Origin of the sequence: Saccharopolyspora sp. NPDC050389 (genome assembly GCF_040655595.1) — a bacterium.
Taxonomy (GTDB): Bacteria; Actinomycetota; Actinomycetes; order Mycobacteriales; family Pseudonocardiaceae; genus Saccharopolyspora.
In genome coordinates this window covers 1-14,282 of sequence record NZ_JBFAKG010000009.1, presented here as the reverse complement: position 1 = coordinate 14,282, position 14,282 = coordinate 1, and the positions used below count along the sequence as shown (strand labels likewise).

General features: G+C 70.5%; 15 protein-coding genes. 6 read left to right on the top strand and 9 right to left on the bottom strand.

From position 1 onward, the window contains the following. Positions 1-26: 26 nt before the first annotated feature. From AB0I53_RS07960 to AB0I53_RS07945, 4 genes are all read right to left on the bottom strand, one after another. Entirely contained in the window at positions 27-719 is a 693-nt protein-coding gene (locus tag AB0I53_RS07960) for a GntR family transcriptional regulator (protein ID WP_358598231.1), read from the bottom strand. A 14-nt stretch (positions 720-733) separates the two neighbouring features. Further along, entirely contained in the window at positions 734-1,495 is a 762-nt protein-coding gene (locus tag AB0I53_RS07955; protein ID WP_358598229.1) for a maleate cis-trans isomerase, read from the bottom strand. A gap of 125 nt (positions 1,496-1,620) precedes the next feature. Continuing rightward, positions 1,621-2,379, bottom strand: a complete 759-nt coding sequence (locus AB0I53_RS07950; protein ID WP_358598226.1) for an Asp/Glu racemase — start codon at positions 2,377-2,379, stop codon at positions 1,621-1,623. Between the two features lie 11 nt (positions 2,380-2,390). Further along, positions 2,391-2,885, bottom strand: coding sequence for a DUF3830 family protein (locus AB0I53_RS07945; RefSeq protein ID WP_358598223.1), 495 nt, complete (start codon positions 2,883-2,885; stop codon positions 2,391-2,393). Between the two features lie 269 nt (positions 2,886-3,154). Here AB0I53_RS07945 and AB0I53_RS07940 point away from each other — a divergent pair, with 269 nt between their 5' ends. Next, positions 3,155-4,132 carry a D-2-hydroxyacid dehydrogenase gene (locus tag AB0I53_RS07940; RefSeq protein WP_358598220.1) on the top strand — a complete coding sequence of 326 codons (978 nt, stop codon included), beginning with the start codon at positions 3,155-3,157 and terminating at the stop codon, positions 4,130-4,132. Beyond that, positions 4,132-5,550: an amidase gene (locus tag AB0I53_RS07935; protein ID WP_358598217.1), complete on the top strand. Its 1,419-nt coding sequence runs from the start codon at positions 4,132-4,134 to the stop codon at positions 5,548-5,550. The genes AB0I53_RS07940 and AB0I53_RS07935 overlap by 1 nt, the downstream gene beginning before the upstream one ends. 6 nt (positions 5,551-5,556) lie before the next feature. On the opposite strand, the gene AB0I53_RS07930 is transcribed toward AB0I53_RS07935, so the two are convergent. Further along, positions 5,557-6,522 (bottom strand): putative sulfate exporter family transporter, encoded by a 966-nt coding sequence (locus AB0I53_RS07930; RefSeq protein WP_358598653.1) that lies wholly within the window; start codon positions 6,520-6,522, stop codon positions 5,557-5,559. 181 nt (positions 6,523-6,703) lie between these two features. On the opposite strand from AB0I53_RS07930, the gene AB0I53_RS07925 reads away from it, so the two are divergent. After that, complete coding sequence (locus tag AB0I53_RS07925; protein WP_358598214.1) at positions 6,704-7,618, top strand: LysR family transcriptional regulator; 915 nt, start codon at positions 6,704-6,706, stop codon at positions 7,616-7,618. A 282-nt stretch (positions 7,619-7,900) separates the two neighbouring features. On the opposite strand, the gene AB0I53_RS07920 is transcribed toward AB0I53_RS07925, so the two are convergent. Continuing rightward, positions 7,901-9,352: a gamma-aminobutyraldehyde dehydrogenase gene (locus tag AB0I53_RS07920; protein WP_358598211.1), complete on the bottom strand. Its 1,452-nt coding sequence runs from the start codon at positions 9,350-9,352 to the stop codon at positions 7,901-7,903. Between the two features lie 89 nt (positions 9,353-9,441). Further along, positions 9,442-10,719, bottom strand: coding sequence for an MFS transporter (locus AB0I53_RS07915; RefSeq protein WP_358598208.1), 1,278 nt, complete (start codon positions 10,717-10,719; stop codon positions 9,442-9,444). A 69-nt stretch (positions 10,720-10,788) separates the two neighbouring features. On the opposite strand from AB0I53_RS07915, the gene AB0I53_RS07910 reads away from it, so the two are divergent. After that, the gene (locus tag AB0I53_RS07910; RefSeq protein ID WP_358598206.1) at positions 10,789-11,499 is read left to right on the top strand and encodes a GntR family transcriptional regulator; all 711 of its coding nucleotides are present in this window, start codon (positions 10,789-10,791) and stop codon (positions 11,497-11,499) included. Between the two features lie 137 nt (positions 11,500-11,636). Here AB0I53_RS07910 and AB0I53_RS07905 read toward each other — a convergent pair whose 3' ends face one another. After that, positions 11,637-12,089: a VOC family protein gene (locus tag AB0I53_RS07905; protein WP_358598204.1), complete on the bottom strand. Its 453-nt coding sequence runs from the start codon at positions 12,087-12,089 to the stop codon at positions 11,637-11,639. A gap of 52 nt (positions 12,090-12,141) precedes the next feature. Continuing rightward, entirely contained in the window at positions 12,142-13,137 is a 996-nt protein-coding gene (locus AB0I53_RS07900) for a WYL domain-containing protein (protein ID WP_358598201.1), read from the bottom strand. Positions 13,138-13,228: 91 nt separating this feature from the next. On the opposite strand from AB0I53_RS07900, the gene AB0I53_RS07895 reads away from it, so the two are divergent. Then, positions 13,229-13,789, top strand: a complete 561-nt coding sequence (locus AB0I53_RS07895) for a DinB family protein (RefSeq protein ID WP_358598651.1) — start codon at positions 13,229-13,231, stop codon at positions 13,787-13,789. A 146-nt stretch (positions 13,790-13,935) separates the two neighbouring features. Further along, the coding region (locus AB0I53_RS07890; RefSeq protein ID WP_358598198.1) for a crosslink repair DNA glycosylase YcaQ family protein at positions 13,936-14,282 on the top strand (347 nt) is incomplete at its 3' end.

Genomic DNA, 14,282 nt, shown 5'->3' with positions numbered 1-14,282 from the left:
AGGAGACCCGCCCCGCATCATGTGCGTCAGTTCTCCATAGAACCGTTGAGGCGCTCCAGCGCGTCGGTCATGTGCCCCGTCAACCGCTCCAGCAGCAACTGCTCGTCGCCCAGCTCGATCGCGTCGACGAGCCCCTTGTGCTCGTCGACCAACGCCTGCACGTCCGCGTGGTACTTGTCCTGCAACGCAGTCAGGCACATCCGCTTCTCCACCAGCAGCGTCTGCGCCATCCGCTGCAGCCGGGGGCTGCCCGACACCCGCACCAGCGTCTCGTGGAACTCCTGGTCGGCGTCGGCCAGCTCGATCGAGTCGCCCTTGCCCGCCGCGGCGACCATCCGGCTCTGCGCCGCGGTCAGCTCCGCCACCGCCTCCACCCGGTGGTGGCGGACGATCTGCTCGCACGCGGCGCGCTCCACCGCCAGCCGGGCCAGGTAGATGTCGTGGACGTCCTCGGCGTCCAGCGTCATCACGAACAACCCGCGGTGCGGCTCACTGCGCAGCAACCCTTCGGCGACCAGCCGCTGCATGGCCTCCCGCAGCGGCCCCCGGCTGACGCCCAGCCGCGCGGCGAGTTCGGCTTCGCCGAGCTGACTGCCCGGCGGCAGCGACCCGTACATGATCGCCGCCCGCAGCTGGTCGGCCACGATCGCCGCGGTCGACTTGCGCTGCACCGGCTCTAACTCACCCGGCTGCTGGTTCTGCTCGTGGGTCCCGAGCACCTGACACCATCTCCTCATTCCGGGGAGGCATCGCGCTCCCCTCCTGCTCCCTCGCGGAACAGCTTTCCCAATCCGTCGTGCGCCGCGCGATCACCGGCCAGCCGCAGCGCCTCCCAGGCGCTGACCTGGTTGGCGGTGAGCACCGGTTTGCCGAGCCGGTCTTCCAGCTCGCCCAGCCACGACGCGGTGTGCAGCGCGGTGTCCGGCATCAGCAGCGCATCGGCCCGGTCGTCGTCGTTGGCCGCGGCGAACTCCAGCACCTCGTCGCGCCCGAGCGTGCCCACCTCGGCGGCGGTGATGATGCCCCGACTGGACAACCGCACCACCTCCAGCCCGGCGGCCTGCAGGAACTCCACGAACCTCGCGGCCACGTCGTCCGGGTAGGTCGCGGCCACCGCCACCCGCCGCAGGCCCAAAGCCGCCGCGGCGTGCACGAACGCGAACGACGTGCTGGAGGTCGGCAGCCCCGTAACGGCCTGCAGCTTCTCCACCTGCTCCCGCGCGCCCTGCGGGCCGAAGACGAAGCTGCCGCTGGTGCACGCCCAGATCACCGACTGCACGCCGTGATCCAGAAGCTGCCGCGCACCGTCGGCGAGCACGTCGTCCGAGCCGATGTCCAGCAGCGCGTCGACCCGATGCGCGTCCTCACGCATCAAGGTGTGCACCAGAGGCAGCCCTATACCACCACCGAGCAGCCCTTCGAGAGCGGGGTAGTCGTCCTCGGCGCTGTAGCCGGGGTAGAGAATTCCTGCGGTGTACGGCACCGGTAGCTCCATCCTTCGTCGACATCGTTTCCGTCACCACCGCTGCGGATCCGCCGACGCCAACACCGCACAACCGGTCGATTGTTGACAATGTTACCGCAGGGTCCGCCGCGGCTAACCCGATCTTGATGCGATCGTCACGCGGCCGGCGCGTCCACCACCTGCATCAGCCGCTGTTCCGGGGCCACCGCCTGCAGCCCCATCTCGCGCAGCGCCGCCCAGATCGTGACCTGGTTGGCCGTCAGCACCGGCTTGCCCAGCTCCTGTTCCAGCGGCCCGATGATGTCGTAGGTCGGCAGGTTGGTGCAGCTGATGAACATCGCCTCGGCCTCCGGCCGGTCGGCCGAGCGCACGATGTCCACCACCTGCCGGTAGTTGACCTTCCAGATCTGGCCGAGCAGGCCCAGGCCGACGCTGGTGACCACGTCGATGCCGTGCTCGTCGAGGAAGCCGTGCAACCGCTCGGTCACGCTCTCCACGTACGGCGTGGCGATCGAGATCCGGCCGGCGCCCAGCATCTGCAGGGCCTGCACCAGCGCGCCGGAGGCGGTGACCGCGGCAGGCGCACCGGCCTGCCGCATCACCTCCACCAGCGCCCGCTCCCCCGTCGCCCCGTTGACGAAGCTGCCGGAGGTGCACGCGTAGGCGACCACCTCCGGCTCCGGGACCAGCAGGTCACGGGTCGCGCCGTGCACCGCCGCCTCGTCGCTGACCAGGCTGGCCTGCTCGACGGTCACCGGCACCGGCACGAACGCCGTTCGCGTCAGATACAGCGAGATGCCCGCTGGGGTCCACCGCCACAGCTCGCGGTCCAGCGCCAGGTCGAACGGGGCGATCACTCCCACGCCGCGTTGCGGCTCCGGGCCCGATACCGCCCCGAGGAAGTCAGGCGGCATTTGTTCCCCCGTCAACCGTCGTAGCGGTCGTAGCGGAGGGTCTCGCCGATGCTGCCGGACCGCCAGACGTCGTTGCACGCCTCGGCCATCCGGTCCAGCCCCTCCACGATGGTGGCGTAGACGTTGCCCGGCACCCAGCCCACGTCTCCGTTGAGCAGCAGGTTGTTCCGCCCGTAGAAGATCGCCAGGTCGATCACGCCTGGCAGCTCGTGGATGTTCTTCTCCTCCTTGAACTGGCGGTCGAGCATGCCGCCGGGGAAGGAGAAGTACACGACGTCGCCGGGGATCGGGGTGACCGTCGGGTTCTCCTGGCCTGGTTCCTCCGCCGCGAACCGCGGCACCATCGTGTAGATCTCGTTGCGCGCGTACTTGGCGTGGTGCACCGGCCCGACCTGGGGCAGCGCTTGCCACACGGCTTCGCAGGTGCGGGGGGCATCCTTGTCCAGCAGTTCCGCCACGCAGGACACACCGCGCTTTTCCAGCGTGATCGACAGGTACCTGGGCATCGTGATCTTCCGTTCGCAGGAGTGGGGACTGTTGGCTCATCTCCTCCGGTCCCGGCCACGCCCGGCTCGGCCGCGCGTGGTCGGGAATCGCCTCGGCTGCCGAGGGTACCCGTGGATTGTTGACAATCCTACGAACGCTTCATAGCGTGTCAATGCCTCGCGCCGAAGCGGTTTTCCCGTTCAGCGCAGGCGAAACAAACTCTTTACCCGGCGCGCCCGACGATCAGCCCCGCCCGGCCTCCACACCCCACCGCCCCTAAGGTCAGGTCATGATCCACCGCACTCCCACGGTCGTCGTCCTGCACGGCGGGACCCCACCGGCGGAAATGGCCCGCATCCAAGCCCACGCCGAGCTGCGCTACGCCACCGCCGACGAGCTGCCCACCGCGCTGCCCGGCGCCGACGCGCTGTTCGTCTGGGCCTTCCGCTCCGAGGCGATCGCCGATGCGTGGCCGCGCGCCGACGCGCTGCGCTGGATCCACGCCGCCAGCGCCGGAGTCGACCGGCTGCTGTTCCCCGCCCTGCAGGACTCCGACGTTCTGCTGACCAACTCCCGCGGCGTCTTCGACCGCCCGATGGCCGAGTACGTGCTCGCCACCGTGCTCACCTTCGCCAAAGACCTCCACACCACGCTGCGGCTGCAGGACCGCAAGCAGTGGCAGCACCGCGTGACCGAACGCATCGCAGGCAAGTCCGCGCTCGTCGCGGGCACCGGGCCGATCGGCCGGGCCATCGCCCGCCAGCTCACCGCCGCCGGGCTCACCGTGTCCGGCGCCGGGCGCGTCGGGCGCAGCGGCGACCCCGACTTCGGCGACGTGCACGCCTCCAGCGACCTCGCGCACGTCATCGGCGCCTTCGACTACATCGTGCTCGCCGCCCCGCTCACCGAGCAGACCAAGGGACTCGTCGACGCCGAGGTCCTCGCCCACTGCCGCCCCACCGCGCGCCTGATCAACGTCGGCCGCGGCGAACTCGTCGTCGAATCCGACCTCATCGCCGCCCTGCAGGCCGGGCAGCTGGCCGGCGCGGCGCTGGACGTCTTCGAAACCGAACCGCTGCCGGAGACCTCACCGCTGTGGGAGATGCCCAACGTGCTCGTCTCCCCGCACATGTCCGGCGACACCGTCGGCTGGATCGATGAACTCGTCGACCTGTTCCTCGCCAACCTGCGCAGCTACACCGACGGCACGCAGCTGCGCAACGTGGTCGACAAGCAACGGGGTTACGTCAGCGGAACGGAGCACTGATGGCAAACACGCACCCGGCCGAACGCACGGTCGCCGACCTCACCGCCACCGAACTGCTCGCCGCATACGCCGCGGGCGAACTGTCCCCGGTGGAGGCCACCGAGGCGGCGCTGCGCCGCATCGCCGACGCCGACCCGGCGGTCAACGCCTACTGCCTGGTCGACGCCGACCGCGCGATGGACCAGGCCAGGGCGTCCGAACGGCGCTGGCAGCGCGGCGAACCGGCCGGGCGGCTGGACGGCGTGCCGACCTCGATCAAGGACATCTTCCTCACCAAGCACTGGCCGACGCTGCGCGGCTCCCGAACCATCGACCCGCACCAGCAGTGGACCGCCGACGCCCCGGCCGTGGCCCGCCTGCGCGAGCACAACGCCGTGTTCGTCGGCAAGACCACCACACCGGAGCTGGCGTGGAAGGGCGTCACCGACAGCCCGCTGCAAGGCATCACCCGCAACCCGTGGGACCCCACCCGCACCGCCGGCGGATCCAGCGGCGGCGCCGCCGCTGCCGTCGCGCTGGGCATGGCGCCGCTGGCCATCGGCACCGATGGCGGCGGATCGGTGCGCATCCCCGCCTCGTTCTGCGGCATCGTCGCCCTCAAAGCCACCTACGGCCGGATCCCGCACTACCCCGCCAGCCCCTACGGCACCCTCGCCCACGCCGGACCGATGACCGCCACGGTCACCGAAACCGCGCTGATGCTCGACGTGCTGTCCGAACCGGACAGCCGCGACTGGTCCGCGCTCGAACCACCGATCGCGTCCTTCGTGGACGGACTCGACGCCGGAGTGCGCGGCCTGCGCATCGCGGTCAGCCTCGACCTCGGCTTCGGGACCCCCGTCGACCCCGACGTGGCCCGCGCGATCACCGCGGCCGCCCGCACCTTCGAAGAACTCGGCGCCGTCGTCGAGCAGGTCGATCCCGGCATCACCGATCCCGTCGAGGACTTCCACGTGCTGTGGTTCGCCGGCGCCGCCAAATCCGTCGAACACCTCACCGCCGAACAGCGCGAACTGCTCGACCCCGGGTTGCACGAGATCTGCCGCCAAGGCCTCACCTACTCCGCCCAGGACTACCTGGAAGCCACCAACACCCGGATGCTCCTGGGACAGCGCATGGGCGCCTTCCACCAGACCTACGACCTGCTGCTGACCCCGACCGTGCCGATCCCGGCATTCGAAGCGGGCCTGGAAGTCCCGCCCGGCTCCCCCCAGCCGCGCTGGACCAGCTGGACCCCGTTCACCTACCCGTTCAACATGACCCAGCAGCCGGCCATCAGCGTCCCCTGTGGACACACCACCGACGGGCTGCCGATCGGCCTGCAGATCGTCGGCCCCCGCCACTCCGACGCGAAGATCCTCCGCGCGGCCCACGCCTACGAACAAACCCAGCCCCGGCTCCGCCCGCAAACCCCCTGACCTCGATCACGTCAGCGAGAGCATGGCGGCGAAGCCCAGCGCCGTCACCAGGAGAGTGGAACAGGCAGCCAGGGCAAAGGCCTTCGGCCCATTGCGAAGCAATGCCCTGATCCGCACCCCGAATCCCAGCGCGAACAACGCACCCGCCAACAGCAGGGTGGTCAGCTGCTTCGCACCATCGAGCACCTCGACCGGCAGCACATCCACACTGCGCACCGCCACCGCGATCAGGAAACCGAGCACGAACAACGGCATGATCGGCGGCCGCTTGCCGCTGCCCGCACTGCGACGCCGGCGCTCCACCAGGCTGACCGCGGTGACCATCGGCGCCAGCAGCACCACCCTGCTCAGCTTGACCACCACCGCGACCGCCACCGCCGCACCGCCCGCCGGCGACGCGGCCGCCACCACCTGCGCCACCTCGTGCACGCTCCCACCGGCGATCCGGCCGATCTCATCGGCCGACAACCCCAGCCCGCCGGCCACCACGGGCAACGCCAGCATCGAGATCGTCCCGAACACCGTCACCATCGCGACACTCGTGGCCACGTCCTCGTCATCGCGCTCGACGACGCTTTCCATCGCCGCCACCGCCGACGCACCGCAGATCGAAAATCCCGTCGCCACCAACACCGACAACCCGCGCGGCACCCGCATCAACCGGCCGATCAGCAACGTCCCCAGAAACGTCAAACCCACGATCAGCAACACCGCCACCACGGTGCCCGCACCGAGCCCCAGCACCTGCGTCACCGACAGCTGCAAACCCAGCAGCACCACCCCGACGCGCAACAGCTTCTTCGTCGCCCACGCGATGCCCGGCCTAGCCGCCACCGGAAACCCCGGCACGTTCCCGGCCACGATGCCCAGCACCACCGCCGCGGTCAACGCGCTCACCGCCGGGACCAGCCCGGAGATCACCAAGGACACCGCGATCGCCGCGGCGGTCACCGCAAGCCCCGGCCACAACACACCGACACCGGCACCCGACTGCTTCGAGCTGAACGTCTTCGTCACCCGTCCAGACTCGCCACCGCAGCACCCTTGCAGTAGCCGTGATCCGCACAGGACGTCATAGCCAAAGTGCATGCCCGACCAGCGCAGCCGCCCACAGCCGACCGAAACCACTCGGCCACTGACCTATCCTGTGGGCATGGCCCCGCCTGACCCCGAATCGCTCCGGCTGCTGGTCCTCGTCGGCGAACTCGGCAGCATCGGAGCCGCCGCGGCCGAACTGCGCGTCAGCCAGCCCTCCGCCAGCAAACGGCTCGGCAGGCTGGAACGCCAACTCGCCCTCCCGCTGGTGGAACGCACCCGCCAAGGCTGCACGCTCACCCCCGCCGGGACCATGGTCTGCGACTGGGCCAAGCAAGTCCTCGCCCACGTCGACGGCCTGATGAACGGTGTGCGCGCCCTGCGCGCCCAGCACGAAGCCAAACTCCGCGTCGCCGCCAGCATGACCGTCGCCGAATACCTCGCGCCCCGCTGGATCAGCCGGCTCCGCGCCACCCTCCCCGACGTGCACCTGGAACTCGACGTCGCCAACTCCCTGGCCGTCGCCGAAGCCGTCCGCCACGGCCACGCCGACCTCGGCTTCATCGAAACCCCGGTACCGCCCGAAGGCGTCTCGGTCCGGTTCGTCACCCGCGACCGCATGGTCGTCGTCGCCCCACCCGAACACCCCTGGGCCCGGCTGCGCCGCCCCCTGACCGCCACCGAACTCGCCGCCACGCCGCTGATCGTGCGCGAACACGGCTCCGGCACCCGCGAAACCCTCCACCGCGCCCTCACCGAAGTCGGCGCCGAGCCCGTCACCCCGCTGCTCGAACTCCGCTCCACCACCGCGGTGCGCAACTCCGTCGTCGCCGGCGCCGGGCCCGCGGTCCTCAGCGTCCTCGCCGTCGCCACCGACCTCGTCGAACAGCGCCTCGTCGACGTCCCCGTCACGGCCCTCGACCTGCACCGACCGCTGCACGCTGTCTGGCGCGCCGGCCTCCAGCTCACCGGCTCGGCCGCCGCCCTGCTGGCCATCGCCATGCGCACCCCGGAAACCGGCACCGCTGGATGAAGGCCCGCCAACAGAGCCCGTTTTAGATGTGGTGGCGTGGATGTTGCAGGCCGGGGGTTTCGTTGACTTTGAAGCGGCGCCAGCTGCTTAGCCCACCTACGCAACTCGCACCGCCGCGGGTTCTCAGGCAGCGCCCACCCTGCCGGGGTTCTTGGCGAGGACAGCCCCGAAGCCACGTATTGGACATACACAAATCGGGGATCCCACAGTCCAGACGGCGGCCGTAACTCCCGCAGGGGGCCGCCACCCGCACCGCTACGCGAAACGAGTCCTCAACAGGCCCTACTCCTCGTCCCAGGCCGACATCACGTGCTTGATCCGGCTGTACTCCTCCAGCCCGTAGCGACCGAAATCCCGCGCCGACGCCGAATGCTTGAACCCGCTGTGCGGCATCTCCGCCACGAACGGATGGTGCGTGTTGATCCACACCGTCCCGGCCTGCATCCGCCGCGACACCCGCATCGCCCGCGCATGATCACGCGTCCAGATGCTCGACACCAGCCCGTAGCGCACCCCGTTGGCCAGCTCCACGGCCTCCTGCTCGCTGCCGAAGCGCTGCACCGTCAGCACCGGCCCGAGCACCTCGTTCTGCACCAACTCGTCGTCCTGCTCCACCCCGGCGACCACCGTCGCCTCGTGGAAGAAGCCCCGCTCCCCCTTGCGCCGCCCACCCGCGACGATCCGCGCGTGCTCCGGCAGCCGCTCCAGATGCGCCTGCACCAACTCCAACTGCCCCAGGCTGTTCAACGGCCCGAACGCCGCATCCGGATCCTGCGGCGGCCCCGGCCGCATCGCCCCGGCCCACTCCGCCAACGCCGCCACCAGCTCGTCGAACACCGCCGGCCCAGCCAACACCCGGCTCGCCGCCGTGCAGCTCTGCCCCGCGTTCCCGAAGGCCGCCAGGGCGATCCGCCGCGCCGCCCGCGGCACGTCCGCATCGTCGAACACCACCGCAGGCGCCTTCCCGCCCAGCTGCAGGTGCGCCCGCTTGAGATCGGCCGCCACCGAACCCGCGACCTCCATCCCGGACCGCACCGTGCCGGTGATCGAGAACATCCCGGGCACCTCGTGCGCCACCATCGCCCGGCCGCTGTCACGATCGCCGCAGATCACGTTCAACGTCCCGGCAGGCAGGAAGCCGCCCGCGATCTCCGCCAGCAACGCCATGCTCACCGGCGTCGTCTCGGCGGGCTTGAGCACCACCGTGTTGCCGGCCGCCAACGCCGGCGCGAACTTCGCCACGGCCAGCAACAACGGATGCGTCCACGACGTGACCTGCGCGCACACCCCGATCGGCTCCCGCCGAGAGAACGACGTGTGCCCCGGCTGGTACTCGCCGCCGACCCCGTCCTCCTGCACCCGCGCCGCCCCGGCGTAGAAGCGGATCAGGTCCACCGCCAACGGCAGCTCGTCATCGCGCACCACCGACCAGGGCTTGCCGGTGTTGCGGCACTCCGCCACCACCAGCTCGTCGGCCCGCTCCTCGACGGCGTCGGCGACGTCCAGCAGCACCTGCTGCCGCTGCCGCGGCGTCGTCTGCGACCAGGATTCGAACGCCGATGAGGCGGCCGCCATCACCGCGTCCACATCCATCCAACGCGTCAACGGAGCAGTGCCGTATTCCTCGCCGGTGCTCGGATCCACCAGCGGCAGCGTCTCTCCGGCCAAGGTGTCGGCGGGCTCGCCGCCGACGAAGTTGTGCAGTTCCAGAGCCGTGGTCAACAAGGCCTCCATAGCTGAGCCGACCGTCGTCGGCCGGCCGGTGCCACGTCCGCCCACCGACCCTAGCCGCCCAGCCGGGTCTGTGAAGGCGGCTCGCCGAGTCAGTCCGTCTTCACCGGCCGCCGCAACCACTGCGCCAGGGTGCCCACCGCCATCAGCACCAGCACCGGCGCGAACGCCCAGCGGTACGCCTGCCCCGCAGGCAGCTGCGATACCGCCTGCAGCACCGCGCCCACCAGCAGCTGGATCAGCACGGCCGCCGAGAACCCGCCCATGTTGACCACTCCCGAGGCGGTTCCGGAGCGCTGCGCCGCGTTGGCCATCCGCGCCCCGTCGAAGGCCAGCATGGCCCCGCCACCACCGGCACCGACGAGCACCAGCGCCACCACCAGCACCGGCATCGGCAACGTCCCGGGCCAGCCGACCAGCACCGCCCACACCAGCACCACGACGGCGGACAGGCCGAGGGTGAACCGGTCGCGCCGCTGTGGCCGGCCGGAGATGTACTGGCCCGCGAACCACGAGCCCGCGATGAACCCGAACACGCTGAGCATCAGCAGCGAACCGACCTCGGCCTGGCCGTGCCCCTGCGACTTCGTCAGCCACGGCCCGCCCCACAGCGTCGTCACCGCCAGGAACTGCGACATCAGCACGAAGTGCACCCAGTAGGAGTGCTTGGTGCCGCGTTGCGCGACCACGTGGCGCAACGTGTGCATGATCCGCTCCGGCGACTCCGGCGCATCGTGCTCCGGCCGGACGTTCGCGGGCTGGTCCCGGATCGCCAGCCCCGCGACCACCGCCAGCACGACCGTCAGCCCAGCCGCGCCGAGGAAGGTCGGCACCCAGCCCAGGCTGTGCAGCGCCAGGCCCAGCGGCAACGTCGAGACGACCTGCCCCAGGCCACCCGCCAGCCCGGTGAGGGCCGCGACCTTGCCGAACCGGTGCGGCGGGAACCAGTGCGCGGCCAGCCGCAGCACGTTGGTGAACATGAACGCGTCACCGAAGCCGATGAGCATGCGACCGGCGATCCCGCCGACGATCGACCCGGTGAGCGCGAACACCGCCGACCCGACGGCCATCGCGACCATGCCCCCGGTGATCACCTTCCGCGGCCCGAGCCGGTCGGCCAGCAGCCCCGAAGGCACCTGCAGGACCAGGTAGACACCGAGCTGCAGCGCGGAGAACAGCGCCAGGACCGCGGGCCCGGTTTCGAAGCGTTGCAACGCTTCCGGCGCCGCCACGCCGAGGCTGGCCCGGTGGAACAGCGCCGCGCAGTAGCAGAGCGCGCCGACTCCCCACACCAGCCACGCCACCCTCGACGAACTGGGGCGATCACCCTGCCTCCCGACGGGTGGCGCGGTCATGACGGTCTCGGACACCGGAAACTCCTCCCCTGGAAAATCTTGTATTCACCATAGATACAAGTTGGGTGGAAGTACGATGACCTCGTGTCGAGCGCAACACCACGCGAAGCCGTGTCCTCCGCCACTGCCGCCGCACCCGAGCCCCCCGCCGCGGACCGCGCGTACCACCACGTCAAGGCCGGGCTGCTGGACGGCAGCTACCCCGACGGCGAGCTGCTGTCCGAGGGTGAAGTGGCGACCGCGCTGCAGATGTCGCGCACCCCGGTGCGGGAGGCGTTCCTGCGTCTGCAGACCGAAGGGTTCCTGCGGCTGTACCCGAAACGCGGCGCACTGGTCGTGCCGGTGACCCCCACCGAGGCACGAGCCGTCGTCGAAGCCCGGCTGGCGCTGGAGAGCTTCGCCATCGACAAGCTCGCCATGCAGGGCCGCGAGGCGATGACCGCAGTCGGCGAGCAACTCGCCACGCACCCTGCCTGCGACGCCACCGAGCTCAGCGACGCCGAGATGCACGAGACCGACCGCGCGTTCCACGCGACCCTGGTCGCCTCGGCCGGAAACCCCGTGGTCGCCGACCTCTACAACGCCCTGCGCGACAAGCAGATGCGGATCACCGCCATGGCCCGCACCCACGCCGTGCGCCCCCGCATCACGCAGCAGCACGCGCACCTCGCGGCCGCGCTCCGCGACGGCGACCCCGAGCTGGCCAAGGCCCGGCTGCGCGAGCACCTCCTGAGCACGGTCCGCGCCTTCGGCGTGGCCGGCGGCCCCTACCTCGACCCGGATTCGGACGTCTGAGGCGGATTCTTAGTCGGTGAGCTAATGTGCTTAGCCTCCATCCGGAGGATTAATTTCGGTCAACACTGAAATGATTATGGTTGTAAAAATATTTCGCCAGGCTGGGCCGAGTCGGAGCCCAGCCTGGCGGCCCCGTGCTACGCCACGCAGAACTCGTTGCCTTCGGGGTCCTGCATAATCCACCAGTGCCCGGCGGGCCCCTGGTCGACCTCGCGGACGCGGGTCGCCCCCAGCTCCTCCAGCCGGGCCACCAATTCCTCGCGGCCGCCTGGCTCGCTGTGGACGTCGACGTGCAGGCGGTTCTTGCAGGACTTGCTCTCGGGCACGTCCTGGAAGAGCAGTCGCCGGCCGCGGCCGACGCCACTGGTCTCGTCGAACGAGTCCTCCGGGTGGCGGACCGCGGCGTAGCCGCGGAAGTTCTTGCGGCCGCGGTGCTCGACGACCGCCTCCTCGCCGATGTGACCGGCGGCCAGCAGCTGCTCGATGAGCGCGCTGGGGTCTTCCACCTCGTAATCCAGGGCCGCGGCCCAGAAATCCGCGAGGACGGGTGCGTTCGTGCTGTCGATGACCAGCTTCCAGCTCAATGCCATGTAACTAGTTATATCGGTTACAGGGATTGCGCTGCAACCGAGCAGCGCTCCCCTACCGGTGCTCGTTGCCCGCCGCGTCGGCGTAGCGGCGGGCCAGGTGCGCGAAGGCGTCTTTGAGCTCGACCGGGCCGATGACCTCGATGTCCGCGTCGAACCTGCCGATGGTGGCGGCCAGGCCGGGCCATGACCAGGAGCCCAGGACGAGCCGGCAGCGGTTCGGGCCGAGCTCCTCGACGACTCCGTCGCGGACGTAGGGAGACACCGCGGCAGCGGGCACGTCGAGGATCACCTCGCCGCGGCAAGGCCAGTCGCCGGAGCCGTCGAAGCCCCGGAACCTGCCGGCCACGAAAGCCGCCACGTCGCCTCCGGGCAGTTCGCGCGGCGTGAAGCGGGGGCCTGTTGGGATGCGCAGGGTGATCCGGTCCGCGCGGAAGGTGCGCCAGTCCTCGCGGTCGAGATCCCAGGCGACGAGATACCAGCGCCCGCCCCAGGTGACGAGGTGATGAGGCTGCACCCGGCGCGGCGGGGCCTGCACACCGCTGTCGCCCGCTCTTGACGGGGATATGGGGTTGTAGTCGAAGCGCAGCACTTCGCGGGCGCGGACGGCGGCGCTGAGCGTCATGAGCACGCCGCTGTCGACCTGCGGGGTCGGCTGGGGCGCGGGCTCGACGGCGGTGACCTGGAAAGTGTCGATCCGGTAGCGCAGCCGTGCGGGCATGACCTGCCGGACGGTGTTCAGCGCGCGCGTCGCGGCTTCCTCGATGCCGGCACCGGCGGTGGCGGCGATCTGGAGTGCGACAGCGAGGGCGATGGCCTGCTCGTCGTCGAACAGCAGCGGGGGCAGTTCCGCGCCGGCGTCGAGCCGGTATCCGCCGTCAGAACCTTTGGTGGCCACTACGGGATAGCCGAGCTCGCGCAAGCGGTCGACATCGCGGCGCACGGTGCGCTCGCTAACCTCCAGCCGCTCCGCCAGCAGCGCCCCCGGCCAGTCGCGGCGCGCCTGGAGCAGGGAGAGCAGCGACAGCAGTCGAGCTGATGTCTTCGGCATGACCCAATATTGCCCCGAGAAGCGGCCACTTCCTGACCGCTTCTCCTGCGACTGTGGTCTCGTGCCGAACAACGAGAAGAACCACAGGGGCGTGACCGCCACCCTCGACAGCGAGCGGGCTGACCTGCTCGCCGCGCTCGCGACCGCGCGATCCGCCCTGACCAACACGACGCGCGGGCTCAGCAACGAGCAAGCCGGCGAGCGCCCGACGGTCAGCGCGCTGTGCCTGGGCGGGCTGATCAAGCACGTCGCGTCCATGGAGGAAGGATGGATGCGCTTCGCGCTCGAGGGCCCGTCGGCGATGCGCTACGCCCTGCCCGACGGCGTGACCTGGGCTGACCTCGCGGCCGGTACCGCGCGCGAGGTCCCGCAGTGGGCGATCGACCACCAGAACGACTTCCAGATGCTGCCCGGCGAAACGCTGGCCGGAATCGTCGAGCGCTACGAGCAGGTCGCCGCCCGAAGCGAGGAGATCATCGCCTCCGTGCCCGACCTGTCGGCGCCGCACCCGCTGCCGGAGGCGCCGTGGAACGAGCCAGGAGCGGTGCGCAGCGTGCGCCGGGTGCTGACGCACATCATCGCCGAGACCGCCCAGCACGCCGGACACGCGGACATCCTGCGCGAGACGCTCGACTGGCAGACATCAAGCTGACCGGTGACGGACACGGAAAACGAAGGGAACTGCGTCGCTGTGAAGATGCGCGAGCTGGGGCGGACCGGTGTCCGGGTTCGCCCCGACCGCCTGGGCACCAGGACCGACCACGACTGCGTCCGGACCATCGGAAAGGCGTTGACCCGATGACCGTTCTCGACGCCCGGGCGCTCAACCGCGCGACGCTGGCCCGGCAGCTGCTGCTCGACCGCGCCGACATGCCTGCCCTCGACGCCGTCGCGCACCTCGGTGGCCTGCAAGCCCAGGAGCCGCAGGAACCGTTCGTCGGGCTCTGGTCCCGGCTGCGCGCGTTCGCACCGGCGGCGCTCTCCGACCTGTTGACGGGTCGGGGCGTGGTGCGGATCCACCTGATGCGCCGCACCGTCCACCTCGTCACCGCCGAGGACGCCCTGTCGTGGCACCGCGGCGCGGACCTTCGGGGCGGTTTGGCCGATGTACTCGGCGATCAGGTCCGCGTGCGTGTCCTCGTCCA